We start from the raw sequence: 18186 nt of genomic DNA, 5'->3' as shown, positions 1-18186 counted from the left end.
TGTGTATATCCCCTCCACATAAATTAGAATAATTATAATTTAATATCTATTATAAAGTATTCCCTCAAAAAAAGAAACTAAAACTACTCATTTTATTTAGAATTATCAGAAAATTTGTTGTTTTTTCACTTTAAAGTGCTAATTAGTATTGAATACTAGGTTCAAAAGACTTAAAATGATGGATATATTTAAAATAGATGGGAGACAGTATATGGAAGATAATAATATGAAAAGAGGTTTAACCTCCAGACACATAACCATGATTGCTATCGGTGGCGCCATTGGAACAGGATTATTCGTCGCTACTGGTAGTGTCATTTCTGAAGCAGGACCTGGTGGTGCTATACTAGCCTACTTATTAATTGGGATTATGCTTTATTTCTTAATGTCATCAATTGGAGAATTAGCTACCTTCTACCCGGTATCTGGTTCTTTTAGTTCTTATTCATCTAGATTTATTGATCCGTCACTAGGTTTTACCATGGGATGGTTATACTGGGGAATGTGGACACTCGTAACTAGTGTAGATGTTATTGTAGCTTCTAATGTTTTAAAATTTTGGGATGTTTTCAATTTCTTTAGCCCATTAACTTGGAGCCTAATTTTTATAACGCTACTCTTACTTTTAAATATCTTTTCAGTAAAAGCTTTTGGTGAAACTGAATTTTGGTTATCTCTCATCAAAGTAGTTACTATTATTGTATTTATTATATTGGGATTATTAATGATTTTTGGTATTTTAGGTGGCCATACATATGGCTTTGAAAATTATACTAAAGGACAAGCACCTTTTGTTGGTGGTATTTCTGGTATTTTAAGTGTTTTATTAGTTGCTGGCTTTTCTGTTGGTGGGACTGAAGTGGTCGCAGTTACTGCTGGAGAATCTAGTGATCCTAGTAAATCCATGCCTAAAGCAATTAAGCAAGTATTTTGGAGAATTTTATTATTCTATGTATTATCTATAGCAGTTATTGCCGCTATAATCCCATATACTGATCCATTGCTATTAAACGAAAGCCAATCTGTAACACAAAGTCCATTTACGATTGTATTTGATAAAATTGGTATCGCCTTTGCAGCTTCAGTTATTAATGCTGTAATACTAACGTCACTACTATCAGCAGCAAATTCAGGTATTTATACTACAAGTCGAATGCTTTATTCGTTAAGTGTAGATAAACAAGCACCTCAATTCTTTAAAACATTAAATAAAACAACGAAATTACCAATTAGAGCCATTTTAACTACTTATATTTTAGTTGTAGCAGTAGTTATATATGCTAATTTTAATTCGAATGCGGTATTCAATTTATTAAATATTATTGGCTCAATGGTCATCGTCGTTTGGGGATCAAGTATCTGGGCACAAATTAGAGTACGCAGTGCAATTAAAAAGCAAGGTAAAAATATTAATGAGTTGTTACCTTATAAAGCTCCATTTTATCCATTTGGCCCAATTATAGTTATAGCAACTTTACTATTTTTATTATTTGGTAGTTCATTTGGAAGTATTGTTTCAGGAGATTGGGTAAGTGTTATTCGAAACTTTACACCACTCATTATTTTGGCAATTATTTTCATTGTCCATAAACTCATTAAGAAAACTAAATTTGTAAAACTTGAAAATATGGATTTAAGTTCTCATATCTTTAAAAATGAATAGTTAATATATCTATAGTTTAAATATTTTATACCTTTCAATTCAAGCCGATTTATAGGTTTTTAATTGGAAGGTATTTTTATTTAAATTTTCTATACAATAATCAATAAATTACAATTAATTCCTAGTTAATCTTTATTTTCTGAGCGCTCGTAATCATGTATAATAAAATTAAGAAATAAGGCTTAGAGGTGGTTAAAATGATTGGTCAAACAAATTTGTTCGATGATGTGATTAAAAATGATGAACGTTTTGTAATTGTTGTACAAGCTTTAGAGGAAAAGAATGGTCAATTAGTAAAAAATACATTAAGAGAATACCCAAGTTTAAATCATGACCAAATGAGTAACTTATTCACACATCTTAAAGAAGTATATTTAGAGGAAAAATTTCAAGATAACCAATCAGCTTTTACTATAACTGTATATACTAACCTTGACTATGCAGCAGATCAAGTTTATGCACATGTTAAGCGCTATAGAGGAAAAAAAGATTGGACTCACACAGCTAAATAAATTCAATAGACAAAAATAGACTTAGGTATCTTTACTTGGATTAGGTTGATAGCATTCATTATTTAACGCTATTTAATTATCCTTAAAAATACCTAAGTCTATTTATTTACATTATAGTAGTTTTTTTAGAGTATGTGGTATACCATTCGAATCATTATCTAATGTGACTTCATCCGCTTTTTCTTTTAACTCGTCACTTGCATTACCCATTGCAACAGCATATCCTACAACATCTAACATAGATTGGTCATTTAAACTGTCGCCAAATGCGATAACTTCCTCAAGTGATATATTTAATTTTTCACATAAAGCAGTAATTGCGTTCCCTTTTGAAACGTCTCTTGCCATAAATTCTAAGAAGAATGGTTTACTAGTTGTAACGTCAATTTCTTCATTAAAATAACCATTTAAATCAATACGTGCTTCAGTAATATTACCAACATAATCAACACCCATTACTTTTGGTACACCATGTGTAATATATGATTTAATATCATCAACACGTTTCATAGGTAGTCCGGTAAGTTCAGATTCAATATTCATATATTCATGTTCACCATCATAAATAATATGTCCATCGTCATAAGTTAATACTAAAAATCCTTTTTCTCTACAGTAATCGACAATTTCATCGAAGTTCTCTTTCGAAACGGTTTTACTTACTTCTACCTTTTCAGAAATCATGTTAATTGTTTTACCACCATTATAACTAATAATATAACTTTCATGTTCATTTAATTTTAAAGTTCTCGCAACGGGAATCATACCTTCTGTTGGTCGTCCGGATGCTAATACAACTTTGTAACCTTTGTCTTGAATGTCGATAAGATAAGATTGTGTTTCTGGAGATACCTTATTCTCACTATTCATTAGTGTGTCATCCATATCCATAACAACTACTTTATATTTGCTCATATTATTCCGAATCTCCTTTCAATGACTTATCTATATTTTACATCAAAACGAGCTTATTGGTACACTACTTCTTCAATTACACCAACCTCATTTATCGTTACTAATTCTGAAATACAATGCGACATTTCATTCTTTAACGTTCTTACTATTTCACCACTATGTTCCCTAGGGCTCAAAGTTAGTACAGTCGGTCCAGCTCCACTAATTACGGTTGCATATGCATGGTGTGCTTTAGAAATATTTCTAATCTTTTCAAATTCTGGAATTAAATGCTGTCTATATGGTTCATGAAAACCATCTTGTTCCATCATTTTTCCAGCTAAATCATATTTGTGTTGTATCAACGCACAAATCATTGTATTACTTATCGCGCTATTTTTGACAGCATTAGCATGGGAAAATGTATCTGGTAATGCCTTACGTGATTCTTCAGTTTTAAGTTCATAAGGAGGAATCGTTAATATAACATCTACCTTAGGTACATCTATTCGAGCAACATCTGTTACTTTTGATTCTGAGTTGTAATAACCAGATATTAAACCTCCATAAATTGTAGGTGCAACATTATCAGGATGACCTTCTATTTCAGTCGCTAATTGAAGTAATTCATATTGAGATAATTGAATATTACCAAAATGATTAGCAATATATAGCGCACCTACTAATGCTGAAGCTGAAGAACCTAAACCTCTTGCTAAAGGTATATCACTTCTCATATCAATATTTAAAGCTGGCAATTCAACTTGATATTTTTTAGCAACTAATTGTGCAACTTTATAGATGTAATTTGAATTATCTTTAGGTAAAGTCTCTAATTCTTCATTAAAGTAGTTAAATTCCCATTGATCACCTTGAATCTCTTTTATATCCATATACAGATACTTATTTAAAGCCATACCAATTGAGTCAAAACCAACACCTAAATTTGCTGTTGAAGCGGGAATTTTCAACTTTAATATTACTTCCATTTTAAAGAGCCCCTTTAATATATTTAATGATACTTTCTTTATCGTTTGGAAGTGGTTGAATAGGATTATCTAATAAAGAAATGGCAGTATCAGGATCTTTTAATCCATTTCCAGTTAGAACAGCGACTACTTTTTTACCTTTAGGCAAACGTCCTGCACGGTGAAGTTTAATAAGTCCAGCTATAGATGCATTACTTGCTGGTTCACTAAACACACCTTCTTTAGAAGTCATCATTTGATATGCCTCTAATATCTCTTCATCTGTAACGCTGTCAATTAAACCTTGAGATTCTTGTAATGCATTTGTAGCTTTATCCCAACTAGCAGGGTTACCGATACGAATGGCAGTCGCTACTGTTTCTGGATTTTTAATCACTTTATTCTGAACAATTGGTGATGCACCTTCAGCTTGGAAACCAAATAATTGTGGAAGTTGACTACCCTTTTTATCATGATATTCTTTGAAACCTTTCCAATAAGCTGTAATATTTCCTGCATTACCTACTGGAATAGATAAAATATCTGGTGCTTGACCGTCTAATTGTTCTACTAATTCAAAGGCACCTGTTTTTTGACCTTCAATTCTGAATGGATTCACAGAGTTAACTAGTTCAATATCTCCATTTTTAGCGATTTCTTTAACAATTTCTAAGGCTTCATCAAAGTTTCCTTCAATAGAAACAATTTCTGCACCATACATAACGGCTTGAGATAATTTCCCTAAAGCAATTTTACCTTCTGGAATTACAACAATTGCTTTTAAACCAGCTCTTGCTGCATAAGCCGCTGCAGATGCAGATGTATTACCTGTTGAAGCACAAATCACGATTTTTTTACCTTGTTCTTTGGCTTTAGTTACAGCCATTACCATTCCTCTATCTTTAAAAGAACCAGTAGGATTTGCACCTTCATATTTTACATATAATTCTATACCTAACATTTCAGACATGTTTTCACAATAAATTAAAGGTGTGTTTCCTTCGTTCAATGTTAAATGAGGTGTGTTTTCATTTACCGGTAAATACGTATCGAATTCTTTAACTAATCCTTGCCATCTTTTCATAAAAATTAAACCCCTTCTACAGGATAAATTTTACTTACTTCAAATCCTGCGTCATTTAATAGTTGTTCTGGTGATTGATCTAACCCTATAATAACCGTTGCAAATGTATCTCCGTCTCTTTTAGTTATTTTCAATGATTTATGGAACGGTAAATGTGCTTTGAGTTCATTTTCTAACTTTTCTTCAGAATTGTGTTGTGCTTTAAGAACAACATAGAAGTTAAGTTTTTCTTGTTTTAACACTGCTTTATCATTATCCATCATTTCTCTAGTTTCTTCTGTTTTCAATTCAAAATGAGGCGGTAGTGTATGTAAATTCGACTCAAAGAATAATGCTACATTTAGTAAATCACTAACAACTGCGCTACCTGTAGCTAAACTTCCAGCACCTTTACCATAAAACATTGTGTCCCCTACAGCATCACCGATAACGTATATTGCATTATATTCATTTTCAACTGCAGCAAGTTGATGATTTTCATCGATCAACGTCGGTTCGACTGATGCATTAACCTTTCCATTACTATATGTACCTTTACCAATTAATTTGATTTTATATCCTAAAGATTTAGCTGCATTAATATCAGATAATGTTGTTTCTCTAATACCTTTTAATTTAACCTCATTTAACTTAATTACCTGATTAAATGATAAATAAGATGTAATAACAACTTTTCTAGCGGCATCAATACCATCAACGTCATCAGTAGGATCCGCTTCTGCAAAACCGAGACGCTTTGCTTCTTCAAGAGCATCTTCAAATGATGTTTGGTCTTGAGTCATTTTTGAAAGAATGAAATTTGATGTTCCATTCAGAATACCCATAAATTTTGAAATGTTATTAGCATTTAATCCATTATTGATTGCATTCACAATCGGAATTCCACCTGCTACACTTGCTTCGAATTTTAATGCAACGCCATTAGTTTCGGCTAAATCTTCCAACAATTTTAAATGTACAGCCAATAAATCTTTATTTGCCGTAATAACATGCTTTTTATTTTTCAATGCAGTACGAAGCCAATCAACTGTTGGTTCGATACCACCCATTACTTCAACGACAATATCAATAGAATCATCTTCTAAAATTTCATTAACATCGTCAGTTAAGTGATATTGGCTAATATTTAGCGGTCGCTTTTTTGACTTATCCCTAACAAGTATATGTTTGATAACTATATCTTTATTAAGTGTATCCTTAATTTGTTGCCTATTCTCTTCGATAATTTTAACAACACCTGATCCGACCGTACCTAAACCAAGTAATGCTATATTTAATTCTTTCATTTAGCTGTACCTCCTTGTTCATTTGAGAAAAACAAATGTATCGTTGAAAAATACTATATGATGGTATAGTATAGAATTATTCTTAATTTTTGTAAAGTTCGCAATAATAGAAATATAATTTTATATTACCATTCTCTAGACAAAAACTGAATGAAATTTTCTGATTTTTTAGAAAGGTTGTTTTATTTATGAAAGTAGCTAAATTTGGAGGCAGTTCTGTTTCCAACGCCAAACAAATTAAAAAAGTATTAAAGATAGTTAATGAAGATCCAGAAAGAAAAATTATTATCGTTTCTGCACCAGGTAAAAGATCAAAAGATGATATTAAAACGACAGATTTATTAATTCGTTTGTATGAAAAAGCGATAAATAACATTGATTATCAACATAAAAAACAAGAAATTATTCAAAGATACGCTGATATCGTTGATGAGCTCGATATGGATCGTTATATTCTCGATACAATCGATCATACTCTTGAACATTATATTCATGAACTTAAAGATAAACCCTCTCGACTATACGATGCGATTGTGTCATGTGGTGAAGACTTTAACGCTCAACTCATTGCCACATATAATAATAGTCAAGGTATCCCAACAAGGTATATTTCACCTAAAGAAGCAGGTATTTGGGTAACAGATTTACCAAAACAAGCTCAAATATTGGATTCTTCATATGAACAGATTTATAAATTAAATGACTATAAGGAAAAATTAATTATTCCTGGCTTCTTTGGCGTTTCAAAACATAATTTTATAGTTACTTTCCCAAGAGGTGGTTCAGACATAACCGGCGCTATTATTGCACGTGGTGTTAGAGCCTCACTTTATGAGAACTTTACTGATGTTTCTGGTATTTATAAAGCTAACCCAAATATCATCAAAGATCCTGAAATTATTGAAGAAATTACTTATAGAGAAATGCGTGAGTTATCTTATGCTGGTTTCAGTGTATTTCATGATGAAGCGCTTCAACCATTACATAAAGATCGTATTCCTGTAGTTATAAAAAATACTAATCGACCAGAAGATAAAGGGACATATATATTACATGACCGAGAAATTAATTCTAAAAATGTCATTAGTGGTATTAGTTGTGATAAGGACTTTACAGTAATCAATATCAAAAAATATTTAATGAATAGACAAGTAGGTTTTACTAGAAAGGTTCTAGGTGTATTTGAAGATTACAATATTTCATTCGATCATATGCCTTCTGGAATTGATAATATCAGTATAGTTATGCGTTCCAATCAAATTAAAAATATTGAAAGTCGGGTATTAAACGATATTCAAAAACATTGTGATGTCGATGAATTAAGTATCGACCATGATCTAGCTATCCTTATGATTGTTGGAGAGGGTATGAACAGAGTTGTAGGTACAGCTAGCAAGATTACACATGCTCTAGCTGAATCTAATATTAATTTAAAAATGATAAACCAAGGTGCTTCAGAAATATCTATGATGTTTGGAATTAAAGTGGAAGATGCAGAAAAAGCGGTTAGATCAACTTATGAATTCTGTTACCATGGCGTGTGTATTAAAGAATAGCTAAAAATAAAGCAACTTTCTATTATGGAATGGATAAGATTCCAAATAGAAAGTTGCTTTTTATGATTCTAATATCTTTTTATTATTAATAATTGCCTCTTTTATCCTTTTCTCGCCTACTACAAGTTTGAGAATAAAGAATTGGTAATAACTTAATGAATCAATCACTCGTTTATAGTTTGAAAATTGATGGTAATTTTGATTGTCTAATAAATCATACATTAGAACAATTTCGGGTTTAATATAATCCACACCATTATTTAATGAGTGGAAATATATATTATCCTTTGGTAAACGAATTTTATTATCTAATCTAAATACCCATTCATCATTTACAACATCATAAACAAAAATTTCCATGATATGTTGTTGGTCATCATATACATTTACATGGGTAATATCCTTTAAAGCTATGTTACGATTTTTAAAACATTCCCCTGCTTTATTATATAAACAAACTGTGAATGTCTTAGGAATTGCTTTTACAATTTCTATTAATTTTTTACGTTCTACACAAATATCTACTTTTGAAGGTAGTTCAAAATCATCACTTAAAAACAATTGCATGGCAACTACACCATGAAATTTGAATGATTGAGATGAAGTTTGAATTAATTCTTCAACTAATGTTTTAGTGTTTAAATGTTCTTCCATGTATAAGCACACCACCTTCTTAGTAAACGCTTTCATAAGATTGATTATACCTATATACTTAAAATTTTTCAATTGGTTATTTGTGAACAATTAGTAAAATCTATATTTAATGCTATAAAATTTTATTATATCCACAGTTTTAATTGAGTGTCGTAAAATATTACACCCATCATATTAAATTATAGGAAGTTTTAGATTAAAAGTTCATACAATATTCTTAATTTCACCTGCTATAGATTGAACATCATTAACCGGAAGTTTATAATTTATATTGTGTTATCAAGTGTGTAATTACGATAATATTTATGTTTGCGTTACTTTAAAATTAAATATATTTATCGTAATCATTCATTTGTATTTTTTATTTAAAAATTAAAGAGATTCGGGTGAAAATTATGTCAACATTATCGATAATTCTAATAATTATCATCATTGTTTTGATTATTGTATTTTTCTTGAATCAACAGTATTTAAAAAGTAGAGTTGAAACAGAAGAATACGCTAAAAATCAAATCGTTGCAAAAAATTCAGCTTTAAGTGAAGAAAATCTTTCTTTAAAAAATCAAATGCTTAGTACTAACAAAGACATTAGTCCTCACGCTTTAAAAAATGCTAAACGTGATTTAAGAGGTATTTTGGACAAATTTATCGAGGATGATCAACTAAAATTCTATAACATCATTACTACAAGTAATTTGGCAACAAAACATCCTTTATTTGAATATGTGAGATCTTTCGATTTCATTATTGTAACAGACGTTGGTTTAATCAATGTCGATGTTAAACATTGGAACCAAAAAACGTTCTATCATTTCGATGTTCCAGATAAACATATCGATAAGGATCAACAACCTTTAGATAGAGACAAAATAGTAGGTCATTACATTAGTGAACAATATCATGAACAATTTAATACAACTCTTGAAGGCGTATATACATTTATCGAAACCCTTCAAGATAACCGTGTTATTTTTGAATTTTATGATTATGATCCATATCAACAAGCTGCTAATAACGCTAAAGCGCTTAAAGACCAAATTGAAGGACAATTTAACTTTAAGATTCAAAGTATTGGTGTCATCTACTTTAACGATGGATCAGTAAATATTATCGAAGGTTCTGGAGAAAGCGATAAATACGTAGACACTGTATCAACAAAATCTTCTTTAGAAAAAGTAATCAAAGATGCAGTTCATTTATCAAAACATCCATTGACCGAAGATCAAGTGAATCAAATTACCGAACAATTCAATTAAAGTGGACATACCAAAAGACCAGTTCAAAACATTTAATCATTTTGAACTGGTCTTTTATTTATTATTTTATCTATTTAACTCCAAAGATTAACTTTCTTTTTCTTAGCTTCATTTTGAGCTTTAATAAACATATCTCTATACTTACCATTCGGTGCAAAGTATTTCTCTCTTGCTAATCCTTTATCAACTAACTCCTTGTTAAACATATGGTCTTTATCTAACCATACGTATGCTAAGGTTCTACCGTATCTATCATTCTTTTCTTTATCATATTCTAGATATACATCTTTATCAGATAATGTTTTCTTACTATAATTAGACGCTTCTTTTCCATAAGGTTGAACTGGCGTATTAGGTTTGACAGTTTCAGGTGTATCTACACCGATTAATCTCACTTTAATACTTTTATTACCTTGTTTGGCGACAAAGGTATCTCCGTCAACGACTCTTTCTACATGAACTTTTTCTTTTCCTTTTAAATCCGTACTAGAAACTTCAGATTGATTACCACTAAATGGTCCTGAATGATTAATATATTGAAACAATAATACAAAGATAGCTATAATTACCAACGCGAGTGTTGATAGAGATTTTTTTGATTTCATTGATGTCACCCATTCTTACTTTTTTATCCTGACTAATCATAATGAAAAATAAACATAGCGTCAATATTAATTATGAATTTTTAATTAATGATTACCGTGGTATAATACTGTATGTTAGGAGTGAATAACCCGTATGTCTAGTGAAAATAGAGTTACACTTATAGCTGTTATTGTAGCAGTGCTTGTAGGTATTGTGATGCAAGTTGCATTTAAATTTCCAACTATTGTATCTGCAGTAGTTTCAATCTTTTTAGGTATCTTTGTAGGGTTTATTGTTTATTTAATAACTAATTTTATGAACAAAAGAAAAAGATAACCTAATAGTAATGAAAAAACCTTATAACACACGTATTTTAAAGCAGACAATTGATGTTTAATTCAATTGTCTGTTTTTAATTTATTTAACTGTACAAATTTAATATTTAAATAAAGAATTAGTGAATAATTTTAAATTTTAGTGGTATATATACATTAATAAACCGCTTAATTCCAATTCTTAAGACTTTAAAAGGAGGAAAAATGGAAATTATTGATTGTATCATTGATAGCCACCAAGTAACCTATCGCGTTAAAACTGCTCAAAACCACACCTTTGAACATACTTTAAGTATTGAAACACCCACTTACAGAGCCATTGAAATATTAAAATTGCTATCTACACACGTAGATAAGAAAAATGGATCATCTAAAGCCATCCTTTACTCTTAAAACTTTCATATTATAGTTAACATAATATTAATATCGTAAAATAAAAAATCTGCCACTTTATGTGACAGATTCTAAGGTTATAATATTGGTGAAATTAATTTCGCCAAATCTTCTTTAATCTTAATTTTTAGAGAACGATTTTTATATCCTTCTAGTGTAAGTTCATTTGACTTTTTAATGTCTTCTTTATATGCATGCTTGATCTTTTTAGCCATTTTTTCATCATAAACAAATGCATTAACTTCAAAGTTAAGTTCGAAACTTCTATAGTCCATATTAGCAGACCCTACAGAAACAACTTCATCATCAATTAAACATACTTTAGAATGTAAGAATCCATTTTCGTAAGTGTAGATATGTACTCCACTTTCTAATAACTGTGCTGCATTAGCAAATGTAGCCCAGTATACGAATGGATGGTCAGGCTTACTAGGAATCATCATATGTACTTCGATACCAGTAGCTGCAGCCATTTTGATGGCATTAATATAAGAATTATCTGGTATAAAATAAGGTGTTTGAATATAAATAGATTTCTTAGCACTCATAATCATTTTAGTATAACCAAATTCAATTTGATGCCAATCTTCCGCTGGACTACTTGCCACAATTTGCATTGGTACATGTCCATCTTGTACTTGTTTCTTCGGAAAATACTTATCATTATATTCAAATTGAGGTCTATGTGCTTGAGAATTCCAATCCATCATAAATCGTGTTTGCAATCCATCTACAGCATTCCCTTTAATTCTAAAATGAGTATCTCTCCAGTAACCTAATTTACCTAAACCTAAATAGTCATCACCTACATTAAACCCACCAATATAACCAACTTGGCCATCGATAACAACAATTTTACGGTGATTACGGTTATTCATTCTAAAGTTAATGATAGGTAATTTAGAGGCAAAGAATGCTTCCACTTCTCCACCTAGCTCATTGAAATGTTTAAAATTAGCTCTACTTATTTTTTTAGATCCAACATCATCATATAGTAGCTTAACTTCTAATCCTTCTTTAAGTTTTTCTTCCAAGGCTTTGATAATACGTTGACCTAAACCATCTAACTCAAATCCAAAATATTCTAAATGTATGTAATCTTTCGCATTGCGAATATCTTCAAGCATTTGATCATAAAGTTCATGTCCATCAGTAAATAAATCTAGATGGTTATTTTCAGTAATAAAACCATCTTGGTTCATTAATAACATTCGAACTAAATCATGATGTTTCTTTACTAATTGATTGTCGGTATCATAAGTTTTTTCATCAAATTCTTTGATTTGTTTGTCTATGAGCTCATTAAATGCATCTAATTCATTACCATTATTTTTATCTAATTTTCTTTTAGACACTGTGCGTCCGAAGAATAAATATAGAATAAAACCAATTAATGGTAATACAAATAATACAAATAGCCATGCCCAAGTTGAACTAGCACTACGACGATTTCTTTCTAAAAATATAATTATAAACGCTAAAATAATATTAATTACAAAACCTATAACTAATAATATTGTAAATAGCATACCCAAATCATGAGAAAACCTTAGTTCCATAAACATAATCTCCTAACAACATTTTATCTTTTAATTTTTATCATTTTTAACTAAAGTCACAACCGCATTAAAATCTTCTTCAATATTTGGAAATCTGTGTTCTTCAGTCTCTTTAATCGTAATATTTAATAACTTATAACTTGCACCTTCATCTGATTGTAAATATTGATTCACACTATTTTCTAATTTATCTAAGCTACTTTCTATAAAAGTTTTAAATTTAATTTGTTCCATATTCAATTCCCCTTTTCACTTTGATGATTAAATGATAAGTCTTTTTCATTAATAATTCAATTAATATTGAAGTTTAACCAGGTCAATACGATTCGCATTAAAATTATATTGTTCGGAATATATTTGAAATAAATTTAAAATAAGATAATAATATATTCATTCGTGTAAGTAATAAGAAAAATATCGCTTATTTGAAAAAGTATTTCACTGATTTATTGGAGGGAAAGTAAATGCTATCTTTTGAAAATGATTATTTAGAAGGTGCACATGAAAAAGTATTAAATCGTTTAGTAGAAACAAATAGAGTCCAAGCAGCAGGATATGGATTCGATCATTTTACAGAACAAGCAATCCAACAAATTAAAAATAGAATCAATTGTCCTGAAGCAACTGTTCGATTTCTTGTCGGTGGGACACAAACAAATCAAGTTGTCATTAATTCAGTACTAGAAAGTTATGAAGGTGTAATTTCAGCGGACACAGGACATGTTGCTGTACATGAAGGTGGAGCTATCGAATATAGTGGGCATAAAGTTTTAGCTATACCTTCGTCTGAAGGAAAAATAACTGCAAAAGGTGTTGAGGACTATTTAGACACTTTCAATAGTGATTTCAAACGTGATCACATGGTATTTCCAGGAATGGTCTATATTTCACATCCAACCGAGTATGGTACTTTATATACAAAACCAGAATTAGAATCTTTATCTAAAGTATGTCAAAAACACAATCTCCCTCTATTTATGGATGGCGCAAGATTAGGATATGGATTAATGAGCGATCAATCAGACTTAACTATTGAAGACGTAGCTAAGTATTGCGATATATTTTATATTGGTGGTACAAAAATTGGTGCACTTTGCGGAGAAGCAATAGTATTTACAAAACAAAATGAACCAAAACAATTTACAACACGTATTAAGCATCACGGTGCTTTATTAGCTAAAGGAAGATTAACAGGAATTCAATTTCTTGAGTTATTTAATGATGATTTGTATTTCAAAATTAGCCGTCATGCAATTGAAATGGCAAATAAAATGAAAGCCGGATTCCTAGAAAAAGGTTATCAATTATATTTTGATTCACCTACAAATCAACAATTCTTTATATTAAGTAATGAGAAAATTTCAGAACTAGAGCAAAAAGTGAAATTCGCAATTTGGGAAAAATACGATGATCAACATCGAGTTGTAAGATTTGCGACAAGCTGGGCAACAACTGAAGAAAATGTAGATCAATTGTTAGCGTTGATATAGTAGATACATATAGGTATTAAAGAGGGCATCATTCTATTGTGGAGTGATGCTTTTTTATTTGAATTAATGGTTAGGAAGTTTAGTAAGTATATATGTTTGAGAAAGTTGATATCTATTTTGTATTTTATTGTCATCAGTATGTTTTGGGTAATAAAAAATAACCTTTACATTGGAAAGTTAAAAGAATATATAAATAGCATCACTTTCTCTTTATCTATGCTGAAAGGATGCTACTAATCTTTTGATTTTTTGTTTTTCTAATTCTATCGCTTTCTTATATTCTTTTTCCAATAATTCTTGCGACTATTTATTGGTTATTTCACCATCTAACTGTGCAAAATGCATAATAACCACTTCCTAATAAAATTTACTTTTCTATAATTTCAATTTGTTTTATATCGGATTCATCAATAGAGTATGTACACAAATCTGTCTTAAGATCCATATCATAATTGCCAGTGTCTGTTTCTAATGGGTTTTCATAATCAATTACTCTACCTTTTAATTCATCTCCATTTGTTAAAATTACCTTTACATTATGACCATAAGCATCTCTTATATGCAATATTCTCACCTACATTTTTATAAGAATATAAATCATATCTTAATTCTGATTGTTGTTACTATTCATTTTCTTCATTTAATTTTTTCAAATCCTCTTGCAAGTCTTCTATTAAATCCTCTATAGGTATATTACCATCTAATTGTAGTATTACCATTTATATCACCCACATATATATTTTAATACCAAGCAACAGTATATTTTTCTGGAAAATAACCATTCATATTAAATTTTTTAATAGCATGATACACATGATTTCTATATATCAAAATATCATTATCTATTTCTAATTTCGACAAAGTATAACTATCAACTCTATTATTATTTTTATTTACTATTACTTGGCCATATCCATTGCTTATTTTATTTTCAGGCAAATATTTATATTCAATTTGATTGTCACTTTCTTTGACTTTGTATAATTCTACCATAATTTTTACTCCTTTAAATAATTAAAAAATAAGCTAAATCACTGTATAAGTGTTTTATCCCCATGCTACAAGTTCAGAATCAGGAAATAATCGCTTATTAGTATTCGTGTGTATTCTATCAATTGCATGTATGAAATAATTATCTATTGTATTATTCTCAATACCAGATTTTTTGGCATTGAGAATTTGAAGACTATCTATATCCATTTGAATAACACCAGTTTTAATATTTTCATCATCATTTGGATAATATTTATATGTAACACTTTTATCATTTATTTCTTTAATTTTTAAAGTTAGCAATCACTTTCACCTCTGATCAACAAAACTAATAACATTACCTATTAACCTACTATTAATTTTAAAAATTACTCATTCATCTATAGTTTTAATTGAGTCTTCATCAGTCAATTCTTTCATTTCGTTTTCTTGTTTCTTTTCGACCGAATATTCTTCGATATCTATATTTAAAAAATCAAATAGTTCTTCTTTTGTCATCTCACCATCTAACCTTAATATAGGCTTCTTCATATAATCAGCTCATTTTGAATTTTGTTTTGAAAATCATTGTTCTTTTTCTTTCTCTTTTTTTATCTATCTTAATTTCGTTGTCCAAAATTTCACGTAATTCTTTCATTATTATATTTCCATCTAGTTATGTAAAAACTATTTAAACACCTTTGAATACTGAAAATTTTATAAAAATATTATATTATAAATATATATAATAACTACAATAGTTATTTTTTTAGTTGTGGTATTCAATTACAATTTCTAAAGTTAATTGGATACTAAAATGTCATCAGCACGTTTTGGACAATAAAAAATAACCTTCACATTGGAAGGTTAAAATAATATATAAAAATAGCACCACTTTCTATATATTTGTGTAGAAAGGATGCTATTTTGTAATTATTTGTATGTCCTTAATTTCAGAGTCATCTATAGAATATATACCCATTGAGGTATCTAAGTCCATTACGAAATTTCCAGTATCACTTTCGATTGGGTTTTCAAAATTAATGACATTTCCAATTATATTATTATTATCTTTTAAAATTACTTTAACTTTATGACCATAGGCCCTTGCTATTCTCATTATTCAACCTCCTTTTTAACATATGGAACTACATGTGTTCCTGTTCTAGAATAATGTACTTTTTCAAAAGTTGTATCTATATAATTACCTCCTACAAATGATTTTCCAATTACAAATTCAAAATCTATTATCTCTTTTTGATTAAACTTATCTCTTAATAATAAAATTTCACCCGTCCCTACTTTGTCTGTTAATAATTCATTAAGTTTTTGAATTGATACAGTAGTATAACTTGGTAATAAATAATTATTTATTATTGCTTGTCTTTTACTATTTTTAAACAATTGATGATTTTTGTTATGTCTATTCTGTTTTTCAGGATTTATTTCTATTTTTATTTTACCACTTTCAATCATTTCAAGCATTTCTTTTTTAGCTTTTTCTTGTAATTTTTCTTTTTCGGACTCTTTATTCTCTACTTGATATTTACCTTCACGTTCTTTAAAGAACTTGTCTCGCCAACTGTCGACATGTGGCACTGTTGTACTTCTACACCAAGGATGCATAGGTGGCGCATTCACACCTGGAACCATATCTTTAACTTTAAATGTTTTACCATTGAGTGAATGACATAATTTAGATGTTTTACTATCTATTTTGGCAACATATTTATATTCGCCATCTTCACCTAAATCTTTAAGATAAGCTATCTTTTGTGATTCTGTTTGTACACGTGCTGATTCGGTTACTAATAATCTACTGGCGTTATAAGAAGTAGAATTGGTTTGCTTTTTAAACTCAGAAACAAATTCATTAGGATGTCGACCTCGAATAACGACATGACTTGTTACCCTCTCAACTTCCTTTTGAACAAGTTCCATATCATTCCATAATCTAGTAGACCATTTAACACCTTTGAAATTACTATTAACGACTGCTTTCACTTCAGTGTCATCAATTTGAACATGTTCACCTAGAATATGTGCTTGTCTCTTTACTTCTCTATTAACTGCGTCACTTAGCTTATCCTCAATTTTATTTTGAAGATTTAAACTAGAATCTTTCACAATCAAATCTAGCTGCTGCTTTAACAGTTTTTCTCTAGAGATTTTCATCGTTAAGTTGTATTGTTTGAGCGATTGATTCGCCTCTTCACTGAAATCTTTACGCTCAACAAATTGTTTCGCTTTGTTACTAAATGCTAGTACATCAAATGAATCAGCCATTTTCTTAACTTCTTGAATACTCAGTCCAGTATCTTTGGCATATTTTGCATAAAAAGCTAATAATTCTTTTGTAATTTCGGCATACATCAATAGAATGATACGTTCAATTTCAATGATTGCTTGTGCATCAATTAAAGATTCAGCGTCCATGACGTTTTTAGCACGTTCTAGCCAATATTTGGAAATTAAAAAAGACGCATCATCTGATGACACGTCTAGTTAAATCTTTAGTTTAGATATTTAATTAATAGAATGATACTAACAACCACAAGTGATCCAACTAAGAAATCTAATTTTTCTGTTTTTGTGGTTTTTCTTACATTTACAGTTACTTTCACAATTTCCACCTAAATACAAACGTTATTATACGTCCGCCTTTCTATATATTTTTAAAATTTTTCTAATTCTTTTTGATATTTATAAACTCTTTTTGACATTTTCAAATATATACACATTAAATAGTATTTTCACTTTACCTAATCAAATAAATACCATTTTAATATAACAATAGTTTTATGAATTTAATAACCAGATATTACACTATTTAATAGTATTTACATTATTTTTTAATCCACCATTTTATCTACTTCCATTCTTTTTATCAAGATAATAAAAATGGATCTTTCTGCCAACAAAAAGCAATAATGGAAGGCATAAAGTACATAAAGATAAATAAATTTGAATTGTCACAAT

At 29.5% G+C, this 18186-nt stretch carries 22 protein-coding genes; 7 read left to right on the top strand and 15 right to left on the bottom strand.

The window, feature by feature from the left end; all coding sequences use genetic code 11:
- Positions 1–211: 211 nt before the first annotated feature.
- On the top strand, positions 212–1663 hold the full coding sequence (locus tag CD121_RS04875) for an amino acid permease (protein WP_029055405.1): 1452 nt from the start codon (positions 212–214) through the stop codon (positions 1661–1663).
- A gap of 197 nt (positions 1664–1860) precedes the next feature.
- Positions 1861–2175 carry a hypothetical protein gene (locus tag CD121_RS04870; RefSeq protein WP_029055406.1) on the top strand — a complete coding sequence of 105 codons (315 nt, stop codon included), beginning with the start codon at positions 1861–1863 and terminating at the stop codon, positions 2173–2175.
- A 111-nt stretch (positions 2176–2286) separates the two neighbouring features.
- Here CD121_RS04870 and CD121_RS04865 read toward each other — a convergent pair whose 3' ends face one another.
- From CD121_RS04865 to CD121_RS04850, 4 genes are read right to left on the bottom strand one after another with little or no spacing between them, the layout of a single operon-like run.
- Positions 2287–3090, bottom strand: coding sequence for a Cof-type HAD-IIB family hydrolase (locus tag CD121_RS04865; protein WP_046466637.1), 804 nt, complete (start codon positions 3088–3090; stop codon positions 2287–2289).
- 53 nt (positions 3091–3143) lie between these two features.
- A complete protein-coding gene (gene thrB / locus CD121_RS04860) occupies positions 3144–4058 on the bottom strand; it encodes a homoserine kinase (RefSeq protein WP_046466636.1) in 915 nt (304 codons plus the stop codon).
- Position 4059: 1 nt separating this feature from the next.
- Entirely contained in the window at positions 4060–5121 is a 1062-nt protein-coding gene (thrC, locus tag CD121_RS04855; RefSeq protein WP_046466635.1) for a threonine synthase, read from the bottom strand.
- Between the two features lie 5 nt (positions 5122–5126).
- Positions 5127–6407, bottom strand: a complete 1281-nt coding sequence (locus CD121_RS04850) for a homoserine dehydrogenase (protein ID WP_046466634.1) — start codon at positions 6405–6407, stop codon at positions 5127–5129.
- A gap of 188 nt (positions 6408–6595) precedes the next feature.
- Between CD121_RS04850 and CD121_RS04845 the strand changes: the two genes are divergently transcribed.
- Positions 6596–7963: an aspartate kinase gene (locus CD121_RS04845; RefSeq protein WP_126567535.1), complete on the top strand. Its 1368-nt coding sequence runs from the start codon at positions 6596–6598 to the stop codon at positions 7961–7963.
- Positions 7964–8023: 60 nt separating this feature from the next.
- Here CD121_RS04845 and CD121_RS04840 read toward each other — a convergent pair whose 3' ends face one another.
- Positions 8024–8617, bottom strand: coding sequence for a hypothetical protein (locus tag CD121_RS04840; RefSeq protein WP_029055411.1), 594 nt, complete (start codon positions 8615–8617; stop codon positions 8024–8026).
- Between the two features lie 395 nt (positions 8618–9012).
- Between CD121_RS04840 and CD121_RS04835 the strand changes: the two genes are divergently transcribed.
- Positions 9013–9873, top strand: coding sequence for a hypothetical protein (locus tag CD121_RS04835; RefSeq protein ID WP_126567534.1), 861 nt, complete (start codon positions 9013–9015; stop codon positions 9871–9873).
- 74 nt (positions 9874–9947) lie between these two features.
- On the opposite strand, the gene nucI is transcribed toward CD121_RS04835, so the two are convergent.
- The gene (gene nucI / locus CD121_RS04830; RefSeq protein WP_017636439.1) at positions 9948–10478 is read right to left on the bottom strand and encodes a thermonuclease NucI; all 531 of its coding nucleotides are present in this window, start codon (positions 10476–10478) and stop codon (positions 9948–9950) included.
- 133 nt (positions 10479–10611) lie between these two features.
- Here nucI and CD121_RS04825 point away from each other — a divergent pair, with 133 nt between their 5' ends.
- Together CD121_RS04825 and CD121_RS04820 are read left to right on the top strand one after the other, a co-directional pair.
- Positions 10612–10794, top strand: a complete 183-nt coding sequence (locus CD121_RS04825) for a hypothetical protein (RefSeq protein WP_046466632.1) — start codon at positions 10612–10614, stop codon at positions 10792–10794.
- Between the two features lie 203 nt (positions 10795–10997).
- Positions 10998–11186 carry a hypothetical protein gene (locus CD121_RS04820; protein ID WP_017636441.1) on the top strand — a complete coding sequence of 63 codons (189 nt, stop codon included), beginning with the start codon at positions 10998–11000 and terminating at the stop codon, positions 11184–11186.
- Positions 11187–11263: 77 nt separating this feature from the next.
- On the opposite strand, the gene cls is transcribed toward CD121_RS04820, so the two are convergent.
- Entirely contained in the window at positions 11264–12745 is a 1482-nt protein-coding gene (cls, locus tag CD121_RS04815) for a cardiolipin synthase (RefSeq protein WP_046466631.1), read from the bottom strand.
- Positions 12746–12775: 30 nt separating this feature from the next.
- Positions 12776–12979, bottom strand: coding sequence for a hypothetical protein (locus tag CD121_RS04810; protein WP_017637900.1), 204 nt, complete (start codon positions 12977–12979; stop codon positions 12776–12778).
- A gap of 230 nt (positions 12980–13209) precedes the next feature.
- On the opposite strand from CD121_RS04810, the gene CD121_RS04805 reads away from it, so the two are divergent.
- Positions 13210–14235, top strand: a complete 1026-nt coding sequence (locus CD121_RS04805) for a threonine aldolase family protein (protein ID WP_017637899.1) — start codon at positions 13210–13212, stop codon at positions 14233–14235.
- 367 nt (positions 14236–14602) lie between these two features.
- Here the strand turns inward: CD121_RS04805 and CD121_RS04800 are convergent, their stop codons facing one another.
- From CD121_RS04800 to CD121_RS12500, 7 genes are all read right to left on the bottom strand, one after another.
- Positions 14603–14800 (bottom strand): hypothetical protein, encoded by a 198-nt coding sequence (locus tag CD121_RS04800; RefSeq protein WP_017637898.1) that lies wholly within the window; start codon positions 14798–14800, stop codon positions 14603–14605.
- A 176-nt stretch (positions 14801–14976) separates the two neighbouring features.
- On the bottom strand, positions 14977–15228 hold the full coding sequence (locus CD121_RS04795) for a hypothetical protein (protein WP_029055417.1): 252 nt from the start codon (positions 15226–15228) through the stop codon (positions 14977–14979).
- Positions 15229–15282: 54 nt separating this feature from the next.
- Positions 15283–15531, bottom strand: a complete 249-nt coding sequence (locus CD121_RS04790; RefSeq protein ID WP_126567533.1) for a hypothetical protein — start codon at positions 15529–15531, stop codon at positions 15283–15285.
- A 69-nt stretch (positions 15532–15600) separates the two neighbouring features.
- Entirely contained in the window at positions 15601–15759 is a 159-nt protein-coding gene (locus tag CD121_RS12220; RefSeq protein WP_155979877.1) for a hypothetical protein, read from the bottom strand.
- A gap of 370 nt (positions 15760–16129) precedes the next feature.
- Positions 16130–16327: a hypothetical protein gene (locus CD121_RS04785; protein ID WP_046466630.1), complete on the bottom strand. Its 198-nt coding sequence runs from the start codon at positions 16325–16327 to the stop codon at positions 16130–16132.
- Positions 16327–17643, bottom strand: a complete 1317-nt coding sequence (locus tag CD121_RS04780; RefSeq protein ID WP_126567562.1) for a minor capsid protein — start codon at positions 17641–17643, stop codon at positions 16327–16329. Before CD121_RS04780 ends, CD121_RS04785 begins: the two co-directional genes overlap by 1 nt.
- Before the next feature lie 429 nt (positions 17644–18072).
- Positions 18073–18183: a hypothetical protein gene (locus tag CD121_RS12500; protein ID WP_096807800.1), complete on the bottom strand. Its 111-nt coding sequence runs from the start codon at positions 18181–18183 to the stop codon at positions 18073–18075.
- Positions 18184–18186 lie beyond the last annotated feature (3 nt).

Origin of the sequence: Staphylococcus pasteuri (assembly GCF_003970495.1) — a bacterium.
In the GTDB taxonomy this organism is placed as follows: Bacteria; Bacillota; Bacilli; order Staphylococcales; family Staphylococcaceae; genus Staphylococcus; species Staphylococcus pasteuri.
This window is presented reverse-complemented; position numbering and strand designations above follow the sequence as displayed.

Bases quoted from the DNA above. Each gene is read 5' to 3' on its own strand.
- CD121_RS04875 (WP_029055405.1), top strand. From the start codon at position 212: ATGGAAGATAATAATATGAAAAGAGGTTTAACCTCCAGACACATAACC.
- CD121_RS04870 (WP_029055406.1), top strand. From the start codon at position 1,861: ATGATTGGTCAAACAAATTTGTTCGATGATGTGATTAAAAATGATGAA.
- CD121_RS04865 (WP_046466637.1), bottom strand. From the start codon at position 3,090: ATGAGCAAATATAAAGTAGTTGTTATGGATATGGATGACACACTAATG.
- thrB (WP_046466636.1), bottom strand. From the start codon at position 4,058: ATGGAAGTAATATTAAAGTTGAAAATTCCCGCTTCAACAGCAAATTTA.
- thrC (WP_046466635.1), bottom strand. From the start codon at position 5,121: ATGAAAAGATGGCAAGGATTAGTTAAAGAATTCGATACGTATTTACCG.
- CD121_RS04850 (WP_046466634.1), bottom strand. From the start codon at position 6,407: ATGAAAGAATTAAATATAGCATTACTTGGTTTAGGTACGGTCGGATCA.
- CD121_RS04845 (WP_126567535.1), top strand. From the start codon at position 6,596: ATGAAAGTAGCTAAATTTGGAGGCAGTTCTGTTTCCAACGCCAAACAA.
- CD121_RS04840 (WP_029055411.1), bottom strand. From the start codon at position 8,617: ATGGAAGAACATTTAAACACTAAAACATTAGTTGAAGAATTAATTCAA.
- CD121_RS04835 (WP_126567534.1), top strand. From the start codon at position 9,013: ATGTCAACATTATCGATAATTCTAATAATTATCATCATTGTTTTGATT.
- nucI (WP_017636439.1), bottom strand. From the start codon at position 10,478: ATGAAATCAAAAAAATCTCTATCAACACTCGCGTTGGTAATTATAGCT.
- CD121_RS04825 (WP_046466632.1), top strand. From the start codon at position 10,612: ATGTCTAGTGAAAATAGAGTTACACTTATAGCTGTTATTGTAGCAGTG.
- CD121_RS04820 (WP_017636441.1), top strand. From the start codon at position 10,998: ATGGAAATTATTGATTGTATCATTGATAGCCACCAAGTAACCTATCGC.
- cls (WP_046466631.1), bottom strand. From the start codon at position 12,745: ATGGAACTAAGGTTTTCTCATGATTTGGGTATGCTATTTACAATATTA.
- CD121_RS04810 (WP_017637900.1), bottom strand. From the start codon at position 12,979: ATGGAACAAATTAAATTTAAAACTTTTATAGAAAGTAGCTTAGATAAA.
- CD121_RS04805 (WP_017637899.1), top strand. From the start codon at position 13,210: ATGCTATCTTTTGAAAATGATTATTTAGAAGGTGCACATGAAAAAGTA.
- CD121_RS04795 (WP_029055417.1), bottom strand. From the start codon at position 15,228: ATGGTAGAATTATACAAAGTCAAAGAAAGTGACAATCAAATTGAATAT.
- CD121_RS12220 (WP_155979877.1), bottom strand. From the start codon at position 15,759: ATGAAGAAGCCTATATTAAGGTTAGATGGTGAGATGACAAAAGAAGAA.
- CD121_RS04785 (WP_046466630.1), bottom strand. From the start codon at position 16,327: ATGAGAATAGCAAGGGCCTATGGTCATAAAGTTAAAGTAATTTTAAAA.
- CD121_RS04780 (WP_126567562.1), bottom strand. From the start codon at position 17,643: ATGGACGCTGAATCTTTAATTGATGCACAAGCAATCATTGAAATTGAA.